General features: G+C 69.7%; 14 protein-coding genes, 1 tRNA gene and 1 pseudogene. 8 read left to right on the forward strand and 8 right to left on the reverse strand.

The window, feature by feature from the left end:
• Positions 1-221: 221 nt before the first annotated feature.
• The 4 genes from ACFYR3_RS44360 to ACFYR3_RS44375 form a co-directional block, all read right to left on the reverse strand.
• Positions 222-995: a YqjF family protein gene (locus ACFYR3_RS44360; RefSeq protein WP_389288021.1), complete on the reverse strand. Its 774-nt coding sequence runs from the start codon at positions 993-995 to the stop codon at positions 222-224.
• A gap of 126 nt (positions 996-1,121) precedes the next feature.
• On the reverse strand, positions 1,122-2,024 hold the full coding sequence (locus ACFYR3_RS44365) for a hypothetical protein (RefSeq protein ID WP_389288023.1): 903 nt from the start codon (positions 2,022-2,024) through the stop codon (positions 1,122-1,124).
• A 324-nt stretch (positions 2,025-2,348) separates the two neighbouring features.
• Entirely contained in the window at positions 2,349-2,543 is a 195-nt protein-coding gene (locus tag ACFYR3_RS44370) for a hypothetical protein (protein WP_389288025.1), read from the reverse strand.
• Between the two features lie 511 nt (positions 2,544-3,054).
• Entirely contained in the window at positions 3,055-3,414 is a 360-nt protein-coding gene (locus ACFYR3_RS44375) for a hypothetical protein (RefSeq protein WP_389288027.1), read from the reverse strand.
• Between the two features lie 871 nt (positions 3,415-4,285).
• Here ACFYR3_RS44375 and ACFYR3_RS44380 point away from each other — a divergent pair.
• Entirely contained in the window at positions 4,286-6,250 is a 1,965-nt protein-coding gene (locus ACFYR3_RS44380; RefSeq protein ID WP_389288029.1) for an Ig-like domain repeat protein, read from the forward strand.
• Positions 6,251-6,562: 312 nt separating this feature from the next.
• Here the strand turns inward: ACFYR3_RS44380 and ACFYR3_RS44385 are convergent, their stop codons facing one another.
• Positions 6,563-8,704 carry a prolyl oligopeptidase family serine peptidase gene (locus ACFYR3_RS44385; protein ID WP_389288031.1) on the reverse strand — a complete coding sequence of 714 codons (2,142 nt, stop codon included), beginning with the start codon at positions 8,702-8,704 and terminating at the stop codon, positions 6,563-6,565.
• 921 nt (positions 8,705-9,625) lie between these two features.
• On the opposite strand from ACFYR3_RS44385, the pseudogene ACFYR3_RS44390 reads away from it, so the two are divergent.
• Positions 9,626-9,736: pseudogene (locus ACFYR3_RS44390) on the forward strand (DUF3761 domain-containing protein); the annotation flags it as partial.
• Between the two features lie 309 nt (positions 9,737-10,045).
• On the opposite strand, the gene ACFYR3_RS44395 reads toward ACFYR3_RS44390, so the two are convergent.
• Positions 10,046-10,756 (reverse strand): DUF4232 domain-containing protein, encoded by a 711-nt coding sequence (locus ACFYR3_RS44395; RefSeq protein ID WP_355852125.1) that lies wholly within the window; start codon positions 10,754-10,756, stop codon positions 10,046-10,048.
• Between the two features lie 454 nt (positions 10,757-11,210).
• Between ACFYR3_RS44395 and ACFYR3_RS44400 the strand changes: the two genes are divergently transcribed.
• From ACFYR3_RS44400 to ACFYR3_RS44410, 3 genes are all read left to right on the forward strand, one after another.
• Positions 11,211-11,744 carry a hypothetical protein gene (locus ACFYR3_RS44400; protein WP_355852122.1) on the forward strand — a complete coding sequence of 178 codons (534 nt, stop codon included), beginning with the start codon at positions 11,211-11,213 and terminating at the stop codon, positions 11,742-11,744.
• Positions 11,734-12,213 carry a diadenosine tetraphosphate hydrolase gene (locus tag ACFYR3_RS44405; protein ID WP_356784798.1) on the forward strand — a complete coding sequence of 160 codons (480 nt, stop codon included), beginning with the start codon at positions 11,734-11,736 and terminating at the stop codon, positions 12,211-12,213. The genes ACFYR3_RS44400 and ACFYR3_RS44405 overlap by 11 nt, the downstream gene beginning before the upstream one ends.
• 173 nt (positions 12,214-12,386) lie before the next feature.
• Positions 12,387-13,415 (forward strand): TauD/TfdA family dioxygenase, encoded by a 1,029-nt coding sequence (locus tag ACFYR3_RS44410; protein WP_389288042.1) that lies wholly within the window; start codon positions 12,387-12,389, stop codon positions 13,413-13,415.
• A gap of 413 nt (positions 13,416-13,828) precedes the next feature.
• On the opposite strand, the gene ACFYR3_RS44415 is transcribed toward ACFYR3_RS44410, so the two are convergent.
• Both ACFYR3_RS44415 and ACFYR3_RS44420 read right to left on the reverse strand, forming a co-directional pair.
• Positions 13,829-14,893 carry a sensor histidine kinase gene (locus ACFYR3_RS44415; RefSeq protein WP_389288034.1) on the reverse strand — a complete coding sequence of 355 codons (1,065 nt, stop codon included), beginning with the start codon at positions 14,891-14,893 and terminating at the stop codon, positions 13,829-13,831.
• Between the two features lie 511 nt (positions 14,894-15,404).
• Positions 15,405-16,133 (reverse strand): response regulator transcription factor, encoded by a 729-nt coding sequence (locus tag ACFYR3_RS44420; RefSeq protein WP_389288036.1) that lies wholly within the window; start codon positions 16,131-16,133, stop codon positions 15,405-15,407.
• 175 nt (positions 16,134-16,308) lie between these two features.
• Between ACFYR3_RS44420 and ACFYR3_RS44425 the strand changes: the two genes are divergently transcribed.
• From ACFYR3_RS44425 to ACFYR3_RS44435, 3 genes are all read left to right on the forward strand, one after another.
• On the forward strand, positions 16,309-17,793 hold the full coding sequence (locus ACFYR3_RS44425; protein ID WP_389288038.1) for a DUF2079 domain-containing protein: 1,485 nt from the start codon (positions 16,309-16,311) through the stop codon (positions 17,791-17,793).
• 158 nt (positions 17,794-17,951) lie between these two features.
• Positions 17,952-18,020, forward strand: a tRNA-Thr gene (locus ACFYR3_RS44430).
• Between the two features lie 89 nt (positions 18,021-18,109).
• Positions 18,110-18,838 carry a Type 1 glutamine amidotransferase-like domain-containing protein gene (locus tag ACFYR3_RS44435; RefSeq protein WP_389288040.1) on the forward strand — a complete coding sequence of 243 codons (729 nt, stop codon included), beginning with the start codon at positions 18,110-18,112 and terminating at the stop codon, positions 18,836-18,838.
• The last annotated feature ends 504 nt before the right edge of the window (positions 18,839-19,342 follow it).

Here is a 19,342-nt window from a genome sequence, read left to right on the forward strand (position 1 = left end):
CCCGCAGAAGTCCACGCCGAGTACGAGGAGTTGCAGGCAGCGGCATAGGTAGAACCCTCAACGCCGCTGTCCGAGAAGCGCAGGGCCCCTCAATCTGCAGGCCGCGACTCTCCGACTGGGATGGCAAGACGGAGAAGTCGCCGCCCGCGCCACGCTGAAAACCCGGCTCGTACCGCGTGCGAGTCGACATCGGCCGCGGCAAGTCGTTCACTCAGCTTCCTCTAGCCACGCCAGGGGGCCGTCCGCGGGACATGGCTCCGGGGTGTCAGGTCGGTGGGTCTGCCGAGGCGTACCGGGACTCCGGGTGAGTACAGGACGCTGACCGGTGGCCCGTCGGGAGCCGGGAGTCCGGCCGCCGCGAGGAGGTTCTCCTCGCAGGTGATCAGCTCCGCGCGGTGGAGCGGCCAGCGCGGATGGTCGTTGGCGAGGTAGCCGGTCCCGCCGGAGAAGGCGTTGTGCATGCCCCAGCGGGCCGTGAGGAAATGCTCCAACTCTGTTGGCTCCGGTATGGGTCGGCCGACTCTGGCGACGATTCGGCTCCGCGCCCGGGAGGTTCCGGGCCGACGCCGGGAACTCCTGTACGTGATGGTGTCGCCGTCCGCTCGTATGTCCATGCGGGACCACAGGTACGGGAGCCGAAAGCCGAGGCGTCCCAGGAGCACCGGCACGAGCCGCGAGGCGTCCATGGACCGGAAGACGACCCCGCGGCGGCCGTACGCGTCGACCGAGTAGAGGCGCACGTTGGTCTCCGGGAAGGAGCCGAAGTACGGCACCCCGGGGAGCCGGAGCCAGCCCACCTTTTCCATCCGGAAGGCGACGAGGCCGACGTAGGTGACCCCGTCGTACGTGTCCGCGGTGAGCCCGTGCGGCAGCAGCGGGGCGACGACCGCGGGATCGACGGCCCAGTGGATGAAGGTGAGGTCGAGCCACCGCTGGGTGAGGAGCGGACTGCGCACCGCGGCCGGTGCCTCAGGCGTGATGCGCGTGGGGTGCACCCCACAAGCGTGCCAGATGGCGTACGGGAGGCGGGTGGGACGCCCGGAGCGGTGGTGGTGGCCGTCACCGATCCGGGCGGCCGATCCGTCTCGTGCGTGCCGTCCGGTGAACCACGAAGGCGGGCTTCAGCCGTGCAGCGGGACCCTGTGGCGGCCGGCCGGTGAGGGCGGCCACCGCAGGTGTGCGCCTGTCATGCGGGCGATGAGGCGCAGATAGGTGCCCGTGTTGCCGACGTACCAGAGCGGGCGCTCGGCCCTGGTCCAGACGTACGCGGGCACGCCTGCGTCCAGGAGGGTCATCAGGCGGGGTTCTTCGAGCGTCGCGGCCGCGAGTGCGTACAGCGCCGGGAGTCTGGGGGCGATCACGCCGTAGTCGAGCATCCGTGCCAAGGGGTGTTCGTCGAGAATGGTGTCCTCGGTGGTCAGCGTGACGGGGTACACCGACGGGAAGGACCGGCCGAGGTCGAGGAACCACCTCACGGTCCCGTAGCGGGGATCCACCAGCCGGGGCCCGAGCGGGGCCAGCCGCCCCAGCATGAGCCGCGGCCGCACGAGCATGGCGTGGGTGAACAGGACCCGGAGCAGGGCGACGTTCATCATGAACCGTTCCACCTGCGATTCCGGCGCGGCCAGATCCTCGTGGCGCAGGTAGCCGGCGACGATGCTGGCGTTGTGGGCGCGGTACCAGGCGGCGGGCGACGGCTTGCGGATGCAGTCCACCCAGTACTCGACGCTTCTGGCACTCGCCTCCCCCGGGGCACCGCCGCACAGCAGGCCCGCCTCCACCTTGCCCCGGAGAAGCCCCTCGTTCACGGACCGCCACCATGCGCTGCCCGGGCGCGCGCCGGACTCTGTGGCGAGCACTCCGCGTGCGGCGGACCACCGCAGAAAGCTCAGCTCGGCGTGACCGTACCGGCGCAGGGGCTCGGAGGATTGCGCATAGAACTCCTGCGCCAGCGCGAGACGTGCGGCCACATCGTCCCGGACCAGCGCGGTCCGTCGCTCGGCTCGAGAGGCTGCAACGGGCATGAGGATCCCATCGGGCTGCTGTCACATGAGAAACCGGGAAACCGAGGAACCGAGGAACCTTCCCGGACGGGCCACCGGGGGGGTGCCCCTGCCCGGGCAGGGGCTCGGCGCGACGGCAGCGCTCACGTCCGGGGGCGTTCGTGACGTACGGCTTCCTCCGCGAGGGAGTGAGGCAGCCGCCGCTCCCCTCTCCTCAGGATCCGCGGTGGCGGCGTGTTCTGCTAGTCGTCCCGGACCGGTGGCCCCCGAGGCCCCGGTCCTGGCGCCCGAGGAGCCAGATGGCAGCGGGGCGGACAGGGCCGGCGAACCGTCCGCGATGACGGTTCAGGCGATGTCGGCGCAGGCCGGATCGCGGGTGGGCACCTCAGTGGCGACGTTCAGCAGCGTGATACGGACCATCTGGCTCACGCGGGCCAGGGGCAGTGCGGAGACGTGGTCGTACACGAGCACCCTGAGCGCATCGACGCGCAGCCGGTCGTCCTCGCCCAGATGCGGCAGGCCGGTGAGCAGCTCGTGCAAGGACCCTCTTCGTCGCGGCGTCCTCGATGTCAGCGAGCCGAAGGCGTTGGACCAGATGCTCGGTGCGGGGCTGTCCTTCCGCGACCGCGTCCAGCACCAGCGCATGCATGCTCAGGGGGAGCAGCGTCTTCACCGGCGCCTCGGCTGAGGCGGGGGCCATCGACCAGGTCCGGTACCGCTCGTGGCGGTCGCTGCGCTCTCCCGGGATCCGGCCCGATCGGCTGAATTTCCCCACCGGCCCTCCCCCAGCCTCTACGCCGGCCGCTACGGTGAAACCGCGGCACCGGACACCGGGGAAACCCGCTCCGCACATGCGGAGCTGACCCGACAGCAGCCGCAAGAACTGTTCCAGCGTGAAACACCCCCGGCTCGGCAGCGCGGCCCTCCGCGCATGCGGAGACGACGAAACGGGGCCCGCGCGTAGACGTGGGCCCTTTTCGCTGCACCGCAGCACGAAATCTCCCGGCCTACGGGCATCCCGCACTCTGCCCGCGCGGATGGGGCGCGGACCTCAGGCCAGGGGTAGGTGCCCGAGCCGTCGGCCTGGCTCGGCCTGAGTCTCCAGCAGAGCGGCCACGTCCGGTCCTCTCTGCAGCACGGGGCCGTTCCAGTACGCCGGGACCGCCACGGGCGTGAGGCGCACCTCGGTCCCGTGGACGCGCGCGACGTCGAAGAGGGTCTGCAGCATCTGCACACCTGCCAGGTCGAGCGCGCCGATGCAGGCATGCCACGTCTGGGTCTCGGGGTCGTAGGAGGCGATGTCGCGGAGCCTGTCGAGCTGCTGCTGCCATTGGGGATCGGCGGCCGGCGCCGTGCGGATGGCGGCCTCCAACACCCACGCACTCTCACGGGAGTTCGGAGAACTGGTCATGCACCCGACGGTAGGCGCAGCCACTGACAACTCACCCGGCCTGTATGAGCCAGAACCTGAACAGACCCCGGCCGCGTACGCACACGCCGGACAGGCGGCGCCCGCTCCGCGGGCAAGCATGTGTTTGAACTCGGCCTGCCGAGAAGGCCGCCGCCCACGAGGAAGGGCCGGTCCGCCACCACAGGGGAGCTGCGGACCCGGTCAGCTCGGCCGCGCCCCGGGCCGGAGCGCCAGACCGGCAGGGGCAGCAGGCCATGCACGCTCGACGGCGGGGGCAACGGAAGCCCGTTCCGGTGGAATGACCCGCTGGAGGTCCCGGCGAATCCGCTCGGCCTCACCGCGCACCTGCGCCAGAACATCACCACGCTCCGCGACGAGCTGTCTGTAGATGGGGGCTTCCTCAACCATGAACACGGTGTCCTTGCTGTCGGCGCCTCGCGCCGGACACGGAGGCAGCCGCCGAGTGTACGGGGCGCGCAGCACGCCGGTCGACGCCGGACAACACGCCGTTCACGCCTGCCCCAGGGGATGTAACCGAGGCTGAAGTGCCCGCGCCGGGACAAGCGGGTCACCTGCCCGACAAACGCCCTGGTGAAAGGGCGCTGTGCCAAACCCTTGCCGCAGCGTTCGATGTGGTCGAACACGATCTGCTGGTCTTTGACCGCGCGAGTTCGCCTCTCCAAGACCTGCTCCCAGTCAGGGGGCTGGGAATTGGGGAAGCGCAGGCCGGACGACGGAGCCCCTACAACGACTTTGCCGGTGGCATGACCTACTCTTCGCTCACTGGCCACACGCGCATCGCAGTTCTCACACATGTCCGGGCGTGTCGGCATCCTCATTTCGTTCCGGGGGGTTCGAACCAGCAGTGCGTATGCACACCCTCACGACCGCCACCACAGTGGCGGTCCTCTTCGGCTCGGCGGTCATCACCGCCACGCCTGCGGCCGCGGACACCACCGCGAGCCTGCCGGTGAAGCAGACTGCCGACATCGTGGTGGACGGCATCCACCAGCGGGTCTTCGTCAGCGACCCGAGCAACGGCAAGATCGTCGTCACCGACTACGCCGGGAAGGTGGTCCGTCAGCTGACGAACCTGCCGACCGTCGTGGGCCTGGAACTGTCCGCCGACTCCGGCACGCTCTACGCGGCCGTGGCAGGCGCAGACGCGATTGTCGCGTTCGACACCGCGACCGGCGCCGAGACCGCCCGCTACACGGTGGGCGACAGCCCGCTGAGCGTCGCCCTGGCGGGCGGCAAGCTGTGGTTCAGCTACGGCGGGTCCCACGAGGGCAACATCGGCTCGGTCGACTTCTCCGGCGAGCAGCCCGTGGTCACCCTCGCCCAGGAGGGCCGCGTCTGGTACCTCGCCCCGATGCTGGACGCCGCACCCGGCTCCAGCACCCTGATCGCCGCCGCCTACGCGCAAAGCCCGGTGGCGCTGGCCTCCTACGACGTCTCCTCGGGCACGCTCACCCGCACCGCGTACACCACCGGCACCGGCGGCAACCTCGGGGACCTCCAGGTCACCCCCGACGGCCAACACGTCGTCGTGGCCAGCGGCGCGCCCTATTACCACCAGGTGCTCAGGACGTCCGACCTCACCGAGGACGGCTCCTACGCCAGCGACTCCGGCCCGAACGCGGTCGCCATCGCCCCCAACGGCGCGGTCGCGGCGGGCATCTCCGGGGCGTACGAACCCGACGTCTACGTCTACAAACCGGGCGGCACCAAATCCGTCCGGGAGTACGACTTCCCGGACACAGATCCCAGCGTCACCGGCGCCGACAAACTCGCCGCCTCGGGCCTGGCCTGGGCGCCTGACGGCTCCCGGTTGTTCGCGGTGACGTCCAACTACTCCGGGGTGTACTCCCTGCGGGTCCTGGAGGCTCCCACCAAGGCGGCCACCTCTATCACCGTGGACGCCCCGGCCAAGGCGACCCGCGCCAAGCAGTTCACCGTCAAGGGCAAGGTCTCCTCCAAGGTCGCTCTGCCCACCGGCACCAAACTGACGGTGACCCGCACCGACCTGGAGTCGCCGAGCGGCAAGGCGCTGGCCACGGTGACCGTCAAGGCGGACGGCACCTACTCCTTCGTGGACACCCCGCCCGCGGGCGGCAAGGTCACGTACACGCTGAAGTACGCCGGCGACACCGCCCATGCCTCCGGCACCGGCTCCGACACCGTCGAGGTCTCGCGCGCCAGTACCACCTTGACGCTGAACAACAACGGGAAGGTCTACTCGTACGGCGCCGACGTGACGTTCACCGCGCACCTCGGCACGACGTACAAGAACCGCAAGGTGGAGATCTGGGCCGACCCGTTCGGTTCGGACAAGCCGAACACGCTGGTGAAGTCCGGCACCGTCAACTCCAGCGGGAACCTGTCCGCCGTTCTGGACCTGAAGCGGGACACCAAGGTCACGGCGAAGTTCCTGGGCGACGCCCGCTCCGCGCCGAAGACGGTGACCAGCACGGTCGGCGCCAAGGTCAACGTGTGGACCTCGGTGAGCGGGCACTACAAGACGTCATACACGTGGGGCCAGACCTACTACTACTTCAGGAAGACCAAGAACCCGCTGTTCACCAACACGATGACGGCCTACCCGGGCCGCAAGCAGCGCCTCCAGTTCCAGATCTACTACAACGGCACCTGGTACGACAACGGTTCCCAGTACTTCAAGCTCAGCTCCGCCGGCGTCTCCAAGGTGGAGCTGACCGGCGAGCACAAGACGGGCTTGCGGATGCGCGCCCGCTCCTCGTACATCAACTCCTCGTCGGGCGACACCGTGAACTCGACGACGTACGGCGCGTGGAAGTACTTCACCTTCACGAGCTGACATACGACAGCCCCGGCCGGGGAGCCGGGGCGAGGGAACGGCCGTTGTTGCCGGTTGAGACCCGGCAACAACGATCGAAGCCAGGCGAACTTCGACCAATGACCTCAGTTCGCTCTCCCGTTTCACCAAGTCACGCAGCATAAGGCGCGGGGGCCGGCCGCCCGGGCGGCCGGGGGCGAGAACCGCAAGGGGCGGGCTTCGGAGCCCAGTTGTGCCGGAGCCAGAATCCCGAGGTCGGGAAGGAGACCTCGCCGACGACTTCGCCCGCTGGTACCCCGAAGGGTCGAACTCGCGGCCTGATTCAACAACCGGTCAGGGCTCACCCCTCCCACGATTTTTCCGGCCTCCGGGGAGTGTGAGGCCGGTGTGTTCCGCGCAGAAGGCGAGGGCGTCGCTGTGGAGGTCCGCGTAGCGGGAGGGAGCGCTGGAGCCGTGGCCGACTCCGTCTTCGGTGCGCAGGAGGACGGGTTTGCCGCTTGTGGTGGCGTGTTGGAGGGCGGCGGTGAATTTGCGCACGTGGGCGGCGCCGACCCGGGGGTCGATGCGTGTGCTGGTAAGGAGGACGGCCGGGTAAGGGGTGCCAGGGCGGACGTTGTGGTAGGGCGAGTAGCTGAGCAGCGTGCCGAGCAGACCGGCATCGTCTGGCGTACCGAACTCGTTTGTCCACCAAGCGCCCTGGCCGAACAGGGGATAGCGGACCATGTCGGTCAGGGTGTCGGAGCAGACGGCGGCGGCGTAGAGCTCGGGGTTGCGGGTGATCGCGACGGCGACCATCAGTCCGCTGTGTGAGGACCCTTTGACGGCGAGCTGAGCGGGGGTGGTAAGGCCCTCGTCGATGAGGTGGAAGGCGGCGGCCGCGAAGTCGGCGAAGGCGTTGGGTTTGTTGGGTCCGCTGCCCGCGGCGTGCCAGGTGGTGCCGTGTTCGCCGCCGCCGCGGACGCCGGCCACGGCGTAGATGCCGCCGGCCCGGACCCAGGCGGTGACGGTGGGCGAGTAGGCGGGGGCCACAGAGGCGCCGAAGCCTCCGTAGGCGGTCAGCAGAGCGGAGCGCGGGCCGTGGACGGGCCCGGGAGGGGTGATGAGGTGCAGGCCGACCGGGGTGCCGTCCTCGGAGAGGTAGGTGCGCCGCCGTACGACTGGTGGTTCCTGCCGGGGCGCCGGCGGTCGGGGGCGGACGGGCGTTGTCTGGGGCAGGTGGCTCGTTTCTGGCATGCACCGCTCCTGCGGCAGCTCGAACCGGTAGACGGCCGGAGGGGTGAGGAAGTCGGTGTAGCGAAACCACACCCGGTCCGCGTCCCCCGGCGGGGTCGTCAACCCGCTGATCGTGCCCGGACCAGTCCCCGGCGTGGGGATGTCCGTGAGCAGCCGCCCGGTCACCTCGTGCAGAGCGAGGCTGGGAACGCCGTTGCTTACGGTGCTCACCAGCAGCCTCATCTCCCCGCTGCCCGCATCACTCAAGGCGGTGCAGGCGGACAGCAGGACGTCGGGGCCGGGCTCGACGACGGTGGTCCAGGCCGCAGAACGCGGCTGCGCCGGATCGAGCAGGCACACCCGCCCGCGCGGAGCTCCCGCGTTGGTGATGGCATACAGCAGACCTCGCGGGCCGGTTTTGACCAGAGCGCTGCTGCCGTCGGACGTCCCGTCATGAATCGTCACCAGATCCGGCGTGCCGAGCCCCCGCCCGCCGGTCACATCAGCTTCCAGGTCCGCCAGGCGTAGAACGTTGCCGGTCTGCGCCCCGGGGGCGGCGCTCACCAGCAGCCAGCGGCCCTCGGGGCCCAGGGACACCGACAGGTGGCGCATCGCCGTTTCGAACACGACCGGATCGTGCGCGGGATCGTCCCCGATGCGGTGCAGTCTCACCCGGCGCGGCTCGGCCACCGACCCGGTCACGTAGTAGAAGCCCGTGTCGTCAGGCAGCCAGGCCACCGCGGTCTGCCGACCCAGAGCCAACGGCCCGTCAACGACCCGGCCGTCAGCGACGTCCAGTACCCGCAGAACAGGCGCCTCCGCGCCGCCGGCCGCCACCTGGAAGGCCACCAGCCGCCCCGACCACGACGCCCGCCACGCCAACAGCGCCGTCCTCCCGGACGGATCCAGGCCCATCGGGTCGAGCACTACATCCTCGACCTTCCCCCCTTCCCCGCCCGTGACGGTGACCAGCACCGGCAGCTCCTGCCCAGCCCGCCGGCGAAGCAAGAACCGCCGCCGCCCCCGCACCACAGGCGCCGCCGCGCCCCCGCAGTCCATCAGCTCACCAAGGAGCGCCCGGAAGGCGGGCCTCGTCCGCCAGGCCGATGAGTGCTTGGCGAGCATCTGATCCTGGGTGGCAAGCCACTGCGCGCATTCGGCCGCCGTGTCGTCCTCCAGCCACCGGTACGGATCCGACACCAGCCGCCCCTGCACCTCATCCACGACCGGCTGCCGCAGCGTGGACGCGTCCGTCACGTTCATCGACTTCCCTCACAGCTGAGGCGGCGGACCCTCACACAAGGATCCGCCGCCGGAAACGGCAACGAATCAGTCGGTGTCGCCCTCAGCGAGTTCCAGACGCCACTCCTCAAGGCACATGACCTCGTCAGCGGGGAGGGGGACGGGGAGAGGGAGGGGGAGGGGGAGAGGCATCTCTTCCACCTTTCTTTGCGATATTTCGTCAGCCCGTGTCCGGGTCTGGAGACTGACTCCCACTTCTTCGGCGTGGACACCGAGTCGCCGTACCGAAATAACCCGTACGGGGCCGCGCGGTAGGCTCGGTGGCGGCCTGTACAACGAGGCCCTTCCGTGAGAGCGGGAAATCCCGCGAGAGGAGCAAGCGTTCCAACGCTTAGCGATCTAGTCTCCAAGGAGACCAGCGCACCTGGGTGCGCGGCACCGACCGCGCCGACGCCGTCGACGGACTGCTGAGGCTGCAACGCCTGTTCCGCATGAGCATCGGCACCCGGACGGCCGAACTCCTGGCGACCGGCACGGCTCCGGAAGGCCGACCCTTCCTGGGGCCGCAGACATCGCCCAGTACGGGAAGAAGACGTTCCTCGCCAGCTTCGACTCGTCAACCACCGGAAACGAGGAGACACGCCTCGCCATGGAGCGGGTGTACGACCGGGCCCGGGTGATGGCGAACACCGTCGCCACCTTGATGATCGCCCACCACCAGGACGCGTACGACGCCAAAGCTCTCTGAGCGCGAAACGGAGGCGGAGCGGGTACCGGCGCGGCTGGTGATAAGGCCAGTGCCGGGGGGTGCCCCTATGGGTTTGGTCAAGGAAATCCGGGTGCGGTTGTGTTCGAGCTGAGGTCAGCATTGCCTGGTGTCTGAGCTGCTGTGGGATGACGTGAAGGGCTTCTTCGACCTTGAGTGGGAGGGGTGTCTGCCGGATGTGTGGATCACGGGAACTAGCCAACTCGCCGCAGCCGCGTGGGGCAACGGCGAAGTGCAAGGACGGCACCTGGTCCTACAGCGCCCACGCCCGCGGTACCTGCTCGCACCACCGGGGCGTCAAGTACTGCGGTAGACGTCGGGTGCAGCAGCACGGGGCCCGGCCGCGTCCCCACGGCCGGGCCCCGTGCTGTCTCGTGGTGGTCCGGTCTGCCCGACCGGGAACGACGACGGTCGTCCCGGCCGCGGCCAGCGGGATACGCGGTCACCCGCCCCCGCAAGGCCGCGTAGACGAGGAAAGTGGCATCGGAGGAACAGACCGATCCTGGCGTTCACGCGCAAGTCCAGTCCATCGGAGCAGAGACCGGTCCGGCCTCGGCTTGCTCGCCGTAGGTCCCGGGACGTCTACCATCGGACCGTCAGAAGTCGTACGGCTTCTTGGTGTTCCAGTTCAGCACGTCGGCCTCGTTCCAGGTGAACTTCTGGTTCTGCCCCTTGCTGACGACGGAGTAGAAGGGGCCGGGGCGACCGTCCTCGCCGCGCAGCGCGAAGGCGAGTGACTGCGCCGTGTGGTTCTTGGAGCCGTAGTCGAAGAGGTTCACCGCGCTGTATACCTTGCCTCCGGGCTGAAGCGTGATGTGCTTGTCGCCGCCCGGGGCGTCCTTCTTGGAGTGCGGCAGCGCGACGTTGTTGGTGTTCCAGTCGAGTACCACGGCCGGGTAGGAGGTGACCCAGCAGGGCTTGGTGCCCTCGTTCACCGCGGTGAGCAGCAGGTGGTCGCCCTGCTGGCCGGCGAACCGGTGCACCGCGGTGACCAGCATCCCGTCTCCGCGGCACTGCTGGGCGCCGGCCGTTGTGCTCTTGCTCGTGATCTCCTGCGCCCCGCCCGCGGCGGTCGCCGAGGGTGCCCCTTCCTTGGTGTCACCATTGCTGTTGGCCTGCGCCGCGCTGCCCTTGGCGTCCCCGTCGGATGCGGACCGGCTCTGGGCGGTCCCCGCGCTGTGGTCGCTGCCCGCCGCCTTCGAGCCGCCGTCGGCGCCGCCACAGGCGGTCAGGCCCAGCGCCAGCGCGGCGGTGACGGTGGCCAGAGCGGCGGTACGGGCGGTACGACGGGCACGGTACGTGGTCATGATGAAACTCCCCCATGATCTGTCAGGACACGGCACCTTCCCTTGCTTTCGCAGGGCGGCCGGCCGCATCGGCTGTTTCGCTGCACCCCATGAGATGACGCCGGGACAGGCATTGTTCACCCGGTTCTGTCCGCATTCGGTAACAAGACAACTAGGCCCAGACACACCGGTGTTCACGCCGTGCCCGTCAGTGGTGCAGCGCCTTCGGCTGCTGCGGCACAGAGCAGGGCCACCAGGCGCCCCCGCCCATCCGCGAAACGGTTCACCAGCGGTCCACCGCGCACGTGACCCCCGCGACACCCAGCCCCAACACCCTCAGCACCACCCCGGTCGGCGCAGGTGATGTCACGCCCAAGCCCGGCCACGATTACCGGACCATCCAGCCACACCTCCCCCGGCGGCCCCCGGGTCGAATGCGGGCCGGCCGCCAGGAACGGCCCCGGCGGCCTTCTCCATGACCATCAACTGGCGGGGAGTCGGTGAGGAAACCACGCCGCCCACAGGGCGAGAGCGGCCGGCCGACACGGAGTGGTTCGGCACCGCGTTCCACTCCACAGCCGGGATGCAGCACCTGGACGTCCGCCAGTCCGGCAACGGCATCCTGATCACCTCCTCCCTTGCCGAGATCGACGGCGTTCCGGCCCCGTGGCCGCTCCGTCTGACCGAGGGACCTGGATGCAGGACCGTCCTGCCGTTCATGCCCAACCAGCCCGAGGACGGCGTCGGCACGCTGGCCCGGGTCCGTACCAGCGAAGGCCCGGACGGCGACGTCGTCTTCGAGCGGAGCGCGGAACGACCGATGGGGCTGTGGGCCGAAGCCGGGGAGAACCTCCTACGGATCGTGCCGCTGCTCGGTCCGGACACGCCGCCGGCGGACGAACTCGAGGACTGCAGGCTGTGCCCCGGCTGCTACCGGCCCGTCTACGAGGTTGGGGAGCGAAGAGCGAGCCTTGATCACCTGTGGCTAAGTTGGGGCCATGACTGGTGACTGGAGGATGGATCGGATCGGGGCTGCTCTGCGTGGTGAGAACCCGACCGTGCTGCGGCGGCTCGAGTCGGGGTTTGCGGTGATCGGCGACGTTCAGTTCTTGCCGGGTTACTCGGTTCTCCTCGTGGACGAACCAGGTGTTCAGCGGCTGTCTGATCTGCCGAGGGCGAGACGGCTGGCGTTTCTGTCCGACATGGACCGGCTCGGAGAAGCCGTTGAGCGCGTCTGCCGACGCTTGGACCCCGACTTCCGCCGGGTCAACCTGGAGATTCTGGGGAACACCGACCCGTTCTTGCATGCCCACGTCTGGCCGCGGTTCGAATGGGAGCCGGCCGAACTGGTGGGCAAGCCTGTGTGGCTGTATCCGGGTGACCGGTGGGGTGACGAGGGGTTCAGGCTGGGACCGCAGCATGAAGTGCTGCGGGACGGGATCGGGAGCGAACTGGACCGGTTGCGTTCGATGGGCTGACGGCGTAAGCCCGCCGACCGTCAGGTCGGCGGGCTCGGTGATCAGTGACGGTCAGTGGACGACGATCACTGACTCCTCCGCAGCGGAACGATGTCGGGGCTGGCGGTGGGGACAGAAGGGCGGGCGGCTTCGGGCGTCGCGAGAAGCGCGACGATGGTGACCGGCTGGTGGCAGTGGGGACAGTTGCGGGTCGCGGTCGGTTCCAGCGGGTCACGTTCCGGAGCCCCTTGCTGACGCGAGAGTGGCCGGCTGAGAGTTTGGGACGGTGGAGGCAGCTCAGGCCACAACGGCAGAGAAGTGGTCTCACCGAGACGACGCGCGCGGTCTTCGTCTCTTGCCTGGTCACGGCGGCGCTCGGCGTCTTTGCGGCAGGCCGGGGAACAGTAGATCTGGCGGGTGGTCTCCAGGGCAGAAGCGCCGGTCCCGGATGTCGTCGCTGGTGCGGGCCGCGCCGCGGCACCCTTCCGAGGGGCCTGGACCTCGTCGACTTCACACGCGAGGACTTTCCACTACCGACGCTCGGCCCCATCCTCCACAGCCTCGTGGGCGAGCTCGTGGACGGCCGCGGCTTCGTGCTGCTGCAGATCACACCCGTCGTCAGCCTGAATGAGCGACAGTGCGAGATCCTCGCTCTGGGACTCGGCCGCCACATCGGACGCACTGTCCCACAGAGAGAAGGCAAACACATGCAACACGTGCGCGCCCTTGGCGTCGAGCCGTCGGGCCCGACAAGTCGCAGCTACCAGCACAGCGGGCAACTCGGCTACCACGCCGACCCGAACGAACTCGTCGCGCTGCTGTGCGTTCGGCCGGCGAAGTCCGGAGGACTCAGTTGCATCGTCAGCTCGGTCGCCGTGCACAACGAGATCGTGCGCACCCGCCCAGACCTGGCCGAGGTGCTCTACCAGCCCTGGTGGCGCGACCGGCGCACTGGAGACGGCCCCGACAGCTTCTACCAAAGCCCTGTCTACACCACGGACACGGCCGGGCGACTACGCACGTCCTACGGTCCCGACTACATGCACTCGGCACTGCGCGGCGCCCACGTACCGCCGTTCAGCCCCGCGCAACTGGACGCGATGGAACTGCTCGACCGCCGGCTTTGGCCAGTGCACGAAGGGATCAACTCCGAGCCACAGCCGTTGCGTGGGCTGAGATCGTCTCCGAGCCGGACGATGAGATATCTCTTGATAACGCAGTGAACCTCCTTGAGCGTCTGTCAGCCCTAGCCAGAAGTCGTGCGGAGAAAGATCTGAGCCTGTACTGCTGGTACTTCGCGCCCTGAGCTCACGCCGCCGACTTGACTGCTGGAGTGCCCCATCCGTACCGGGACGGCGTGAGCTGCCTGCTCCCCCAGGCTGCGACCACAAGTGGCCCGGGACAGCATGAAAGAGAACGCTGCCATCGCTGCTCGCGTACCTCGACGGCTTCACCAGCGGTGACCGACCGGCCAGGTCCAAGTCCCTCACCGAGCCGTGTCCCTGCTCTACCGCTTTCATCGAACGCGCCGCGAAGCCATCCAACGGCGACAAGCTCGCAGCCATACCCAGAACCCCCGGGTCCGTCGATCCTACGAATGACCAGCTCAGACCCACGCTTGGAAGGTAGGACAAGCTCAGGGGCGGGGCCGTATCGACATCAGCTCTCCAGCGGGCAGGCGGAGGACGAAGCACGCCCCCGAACCCTTCGGCTGCACCGCCAGCATGAGCAGGCCGCCGTGCCGGGCTGCCAGGTCGCGGGCTATGACGAGGCCGAGGCCGGTGCCGCCGTCCGTACGGGTGCGGGACTCGTCCAGGCGGGTGAACCGCTCAAATATCCGTTCGCTGTCGGCTTCCGCGACGCCGAGCCCGTCGTCGCGGACGGTGCACAGCACCGACCCGGGTGCGGCCGAGTCCCGGGCCACGGTCAGCAGCACGCGGTCGACGGCGTGGCGCAGGGCGTTGTCGAGCAGGTTCCGGAGGATCCGTTCGAGGTCACCGGGTGCCGCGAACACCGTCGTCGCGGCATCCGGCGCGGCGACGAGGAGATCCACCGTCGGGGAACCCCCGGCGTGTTCCGCGTACTCCTCCGAGAGTCGGCCCGCCAGTGCCGCCAAGTCGACCCGTGCGGCGGGGGCCGGCGGAGCGCCTGCATCCAGCCGGGCCAGCAGGAGCAGTTCCTCCGTCAGGCCGCTCAACCGCCGCGTCTGCCGGCCGGCCGCGGACACCACGGCGGGCCAGTCGGCCCGGTCGGGGTAGGCGGTGGCCACCTCCAGCCCCGCGAGTAGGGTGGCGAGCGGGCTGCGCAGTTCGTGCGCGGCGTCCGCCACGAACCGGCGCTGTACCGTGGCCGCCTCCTCCAGCCGCTGCAGGGTGGCGTTGATGGTCAGTGCCAGTTCCGCCACCTCGTCGGCGGTGTCGGGTACCTCCACCCGTTCGCGGGGGTCCGTCGCGGTCACCGAGGCGGTACGCGCCCTGATCGCCTCGACCGGCCGCAGCGCCCGCCGCGTGGCCAGCCAGGCCACCCCGGCCACCAGCGCGGTCGCGAGGGGAACGGCCACGACGAGTTCCCGGTCGAGTTCGCCGACCGCTCGCTCGGCATCGTCCGGGATGATCAGGACGTACACCCGGACCCGGGCGCCGGCGGCCACCCCGCGCCCCTGCGTCTCGCCGGGCAGATAGGAGGCGGGCACCGTCCCCATCGACGGTGGTCAGGGTCTGTCCGGACAGTGAGCGGGCCGCCGGCTCGACCACGGCGGGGAACGTGAACCGGCGTCTGGTGTACAGGGGCAGGCTCCCGCCCCGCCCCGGGCCCGGGAGGAACGCGCGGCCGTCCTTCTCGTACGGCTCCAGCTCGGGACTGGACGCCAGGAGCACGCCGTCGTCGGCGACGATTTCGTACGGCGCTCCCCAGGGGCCGCTGATGGATGAGTGGGCGGTAGCGCTGAGAAGGGTGTCGACCTGCTCCTGGGCCACCGACGAATTGGCACGCAGCCGCTCGTCGTACAGCTGATGCCGCATCAGCAGGGCCCCGGAGGTGAAGAGCACGGCCGCGGCGAAGGCGGCGGCGAACGCGGAACGCGCCCGCACCGAGCGTGGGAGAACCCGCAGCGAGCGTGGGAGCTGCGGGCGCGCTGAAGTCGGCGGAGCGTGCCGGGCGGGAACGCGGGTACCAGGGTGCGGCGCCCGCTCGGATCCCGCCCGTTCGGGACGTCAGTCACCGGAGTTCCGCCCGGCCGGGGGCTCCTGAACGGCGCCTTCCCTCGTCTCCCCGCGGTCGTCGACCAACCGGTAGCCCACTCCGCGCACCGTCAGGAGGGACTGCCGCCCGAAGGCTGTGTCGATCTTCCGGCGCAGGGCGCTGACCCGGACCTCCACCAGGTTGAGATCCTCGGCCACATCCGGCCAGGCGTGGTGCAGGATCTCCGACTTCGTCACCGCTTCGCCGGGCCGCCGCGCGAGCACCTCGGCGACTCCGAACTCCCGGGGCGTGAGCGGGACGGCGACGCCCGACCTGAGGCAGGTTCTGGCCGCCACGTCCAGCACCAGGTCGCCCACCGCCAGCAGCGGGGAGGCCGCTCCCCGCGCCCGGCGCATGAGCGCGCGTAGCCGTGCGACCAGGACCAGGTAGGTGAACGGCTTGGTGACGTAGTCGTCGGCCCCGGTGTCGAGGGCCTCGGCCTGGTCCCAGTCGCCGTCCTTCGCGGTGAGCACCAGCACGGGGGTGGAGATGCCCTCGCGGCGCAGCTCCGCGCAGACCCGGTAGCCGTTGAGCAGCGGCAGCATCAGGTCGAGCACGACGGCCGCGTAGTCACCGGTACGGGCTTTCCACAGGCCCTCGCGGCCGTCATGGGCCACGTCCACGCGATAGCCCTCGGCCGTCAGCCCGAGGCGCAGCGTCTCCGCCAGTTCGCGCTCGTCCTCCACCACCAGAATCCTCATCCCGCCAGCCTTGCACAGGCTCCCGGCGGCTCCCTGATCGCTTCGTCAGGTTCGGTCAGGCCCCGGTCAGCGGCACTCCGGCACGGTGTCCTGGCCCGGGAAGGGCGCTCGCCGTGCCGGCCCCACCCGCGCGGCGAGCGCCGTACCGGTGATCCGCCGGACGAAAGGCCCCGACATGCCGACCCGCCTGCCCTCGCTCCTCGCCCCATCCCGCCCGTCCCGTCCGTCCCGCCCGTCCCGCGACGACGCGGCCGGGCCCGTCGCCGGAACCGTCCGGCCCTCGAGGGGTGCCCCCGGCTGGGCGACGGCGCTGACTCTCGCCCTGGTGTGCTTCGTGACGTACACGGCGCTGTCCGTGCGGCTGCACCAGCGGATGCTGACCACTGGTTACGACCTGGGAATCTTCGAGCAGGCGGTACGGTCCTACGCGCACGGGCACCTGCCGGTGGCCGAGCTCAAGGGACCGGGGTTCCCGCTGCTCGGCGACCACTTCTCGCCCGTGCTGGCCCTGCTGGCACCGCTGTACCGGGTCTGGCCGACGCCGGTGACCCTTTTGGTGGCGCAGGCCGCGTTGTTCGCGGTGGCGGTGATACCCCTGGCCAGGTGGGCCGAGGAGGTACGCGGCCGACGGGCGGCGCTGGTGGTCGGTCTCGGCTACGGCGCCTTCTGGGGTGTCGCGCAGGCGGTCGGATTCGACTTCCACGAGGTGTGCTTCGCCGTGCCGCTGCTGGCGTTCTCCCTGACGGCGGTGGGCCGTGGCCGGGCGCGTACCGCGGCCCTGTGGGCGCTTCCGCTGCTGCTGGTGAAGGAGGATCTCGGGCTGACCGTCGCAGTCGTGGGTCTGCTGATCGCGCGCACCGGCGATCACGACCACCGCCGGACGGGGGGTGCCCTGTTCCTGGCCGGAGTGCTCGGGTCCTTCCTGGAGATCCTGGTCGTGATACCGGCGCTCAACCCCGGTGGCACGTTCGCCTACACCTCCAGCGTGCCCGGCGCGGGGTCCGCCACGCCGGACGTCGGCGAGTTGCTCCTCCACTACACGGTGGGAATGGTCACCCCGGACACCAAGGCGCTGACGGTGCTGGCCCTGCTGTCCGTGACCGGGTTCCTGGCCGTGCGCTCCCCGCTCCTGTGGGCGGCCGTGCCGACGCTCCTGTGGCGCTTCGCGTCGGACAACCAGGCCTACTGGGGAACCGGCTACCACTACAGCGCGGTCCTGATGCCGGTGCTGTTCGCCGCCTTCGTCGATGCGCTGACCCGGCCCGGCCCGGTGCGGTACGCGCTGGCGGCGAGCGCGGCCGTCACCGTGCTCCTGCTGCCCCAGTTCCCGCTGTGGCAGTTGACGCAGCCCGCCACCTGGCACACCGACCCCCGGCTCGCGACCGCCCGGCGGCTGATGGACCGCATCCCGGACGGCGCCACCGTCGCCGCCTCCAACCGGCTGGTCCCGCAGCTCACCAACCGCACCCTGGTCAGCGTGTTCGGCCTGGGGGACAGCCGTCCCGACCCGGAGTGGATCATCGACGACAGCGCGCAACCGCAAGGCTGGCCGATCTCACCCGACGACGACCGCAGTCTGCTGTCCGAGGCCCGGAACAACGGCCGCTACCGGACCGTCGCGGACCAGGACGGCTACGTTCTCCTGCAGAGGCGGCCCTGACAGAGCCGCAGGCCGGCGGCGCCGTGGAACTCGTGGCGCCTCCTACGCCTGCGCCCGCCCCTGTTCCCGTACCTGGGCGAGCCGTCGGACGCCGAGGTCTAGGGCCCGTCCAATGGCGTCCGCCGGGAGGCGCCGAGGGCGTCGGCGGTGAGGACGATCGCGGAGCAGCTCGGTAGCTCGCTGGGCTCGTAACCCAGAGGTAGCAGGTTCAACTCCTGTCCCCGCTACAAAGAGCAGGGGCCCGGCACGTCTTCCGGACAGACACCCTCACCGCTTGACCGCGACCTTCACTCGAAAGGAACCGCACCCAACTGCGATGAGTTCCAGCACAGTCCCGGGTCTTCAGGTACATCCACCTTCCGCGCGCGAATTTGGAGTCACCTTGAAGCTCTTGCTTACGTCAGGCGGCGTCACGAACCCAAGCATCCACTCGGCGCTCGTACAGCTTCTCGGCAAGCCGATCGCCGAGTGCCACGCCCTCTGCGTCCCGACAGCACAGTGGGGTCACCCGATGTGCGGCCCGACATCGGTGCGGGGCTTCGCAGCCGCTGAGCCCAGGTGGCAGCACTTGTCCGGCCTGGGCTGGGCGTCGCTCGGTGTCCTCGAGCTCACCGCACTGCCCACCATCGGCGCCGAGCGATACGTGCCCTGGATCCGGGAGGCCGACGTGCTCCTGGTCGACGGCGGCGACGCGACCTATCTGTGCCACTGGATGCGGGAGTCCGGGCTGGCCGATCTGCTGCCCTCGCTGCCCGACACGGTCTGGGTGGGAGTGAGCGCCGGAAGCATGGTGATGACGCCCCGGATCGGAGCGTACTTCGTCGAGTGGCCGTCCGCACCGGACGACCGCACCCTGGGAGTCGTCGACTTCTCGATCTTCCCGCACCTGAACGCTTTCCCGCAGAACACCCTGGCTGACGCGGAGCGGTGGGCCGCCGACATCGGCGTCCCGGCCTACGCCATCGACGAACAGACGGCCATCAAAGTCGTCGACGGCTCCGTCGAGGTGGTCTCCGAAGGGCAATGGACGAAGTTCGGGTCATAGCCGCCGGGCATTCGAGACGTCGCGTGGTTCCGCGCGACTCCCATGCACGCCGGGAAGGGGGGCCCGGTACCGACTCCACCCTCGCGGGCCGCCCTCGCGGTTCACGACAACGGTGAGCTGCGAAAGGCATCTCGGGCGAGGCAAGGAACGGGTCGGTGGCGCACGCTCGGGCATCGGTCCTATGGGTTCCCAAAATCGGACCGGGGATGAGGCGAGGGCTTGAGGTTCCTCAGCGGTCGATCATGATGGACAGCCGTCATTGGGTGACGCTTACGGCAACGACCGTTCGGAAGCGTCCCTCTTCACCTGTGCCGGCGGACCTCACGCCGCCGGCACCTTTCGGAGGCGGCTGCACTGATGTGCAGGTCACTCTCCTTCGTGTTCCTGGGGCCGCGCTGTCAGTGGGGACTGAGGGGCCCTGCGCTTCTCGGACAGCGGCGTTGAGGGTTCTACCTATGCCGCTGCCTGCAACTCCTCGTACTCGGCGTGGACTTCTGCGGGAGT

Origin of the sequence: Streptomyces sp. NPDC005784 (genome assembly GCF_042871525.1) — a bacterium.
Taxonomy (GTDB): Bacteria; Actinomycetota; Actinomycetes; order Streptomycetales; family Streptomycetaceae; genus Streptomyces.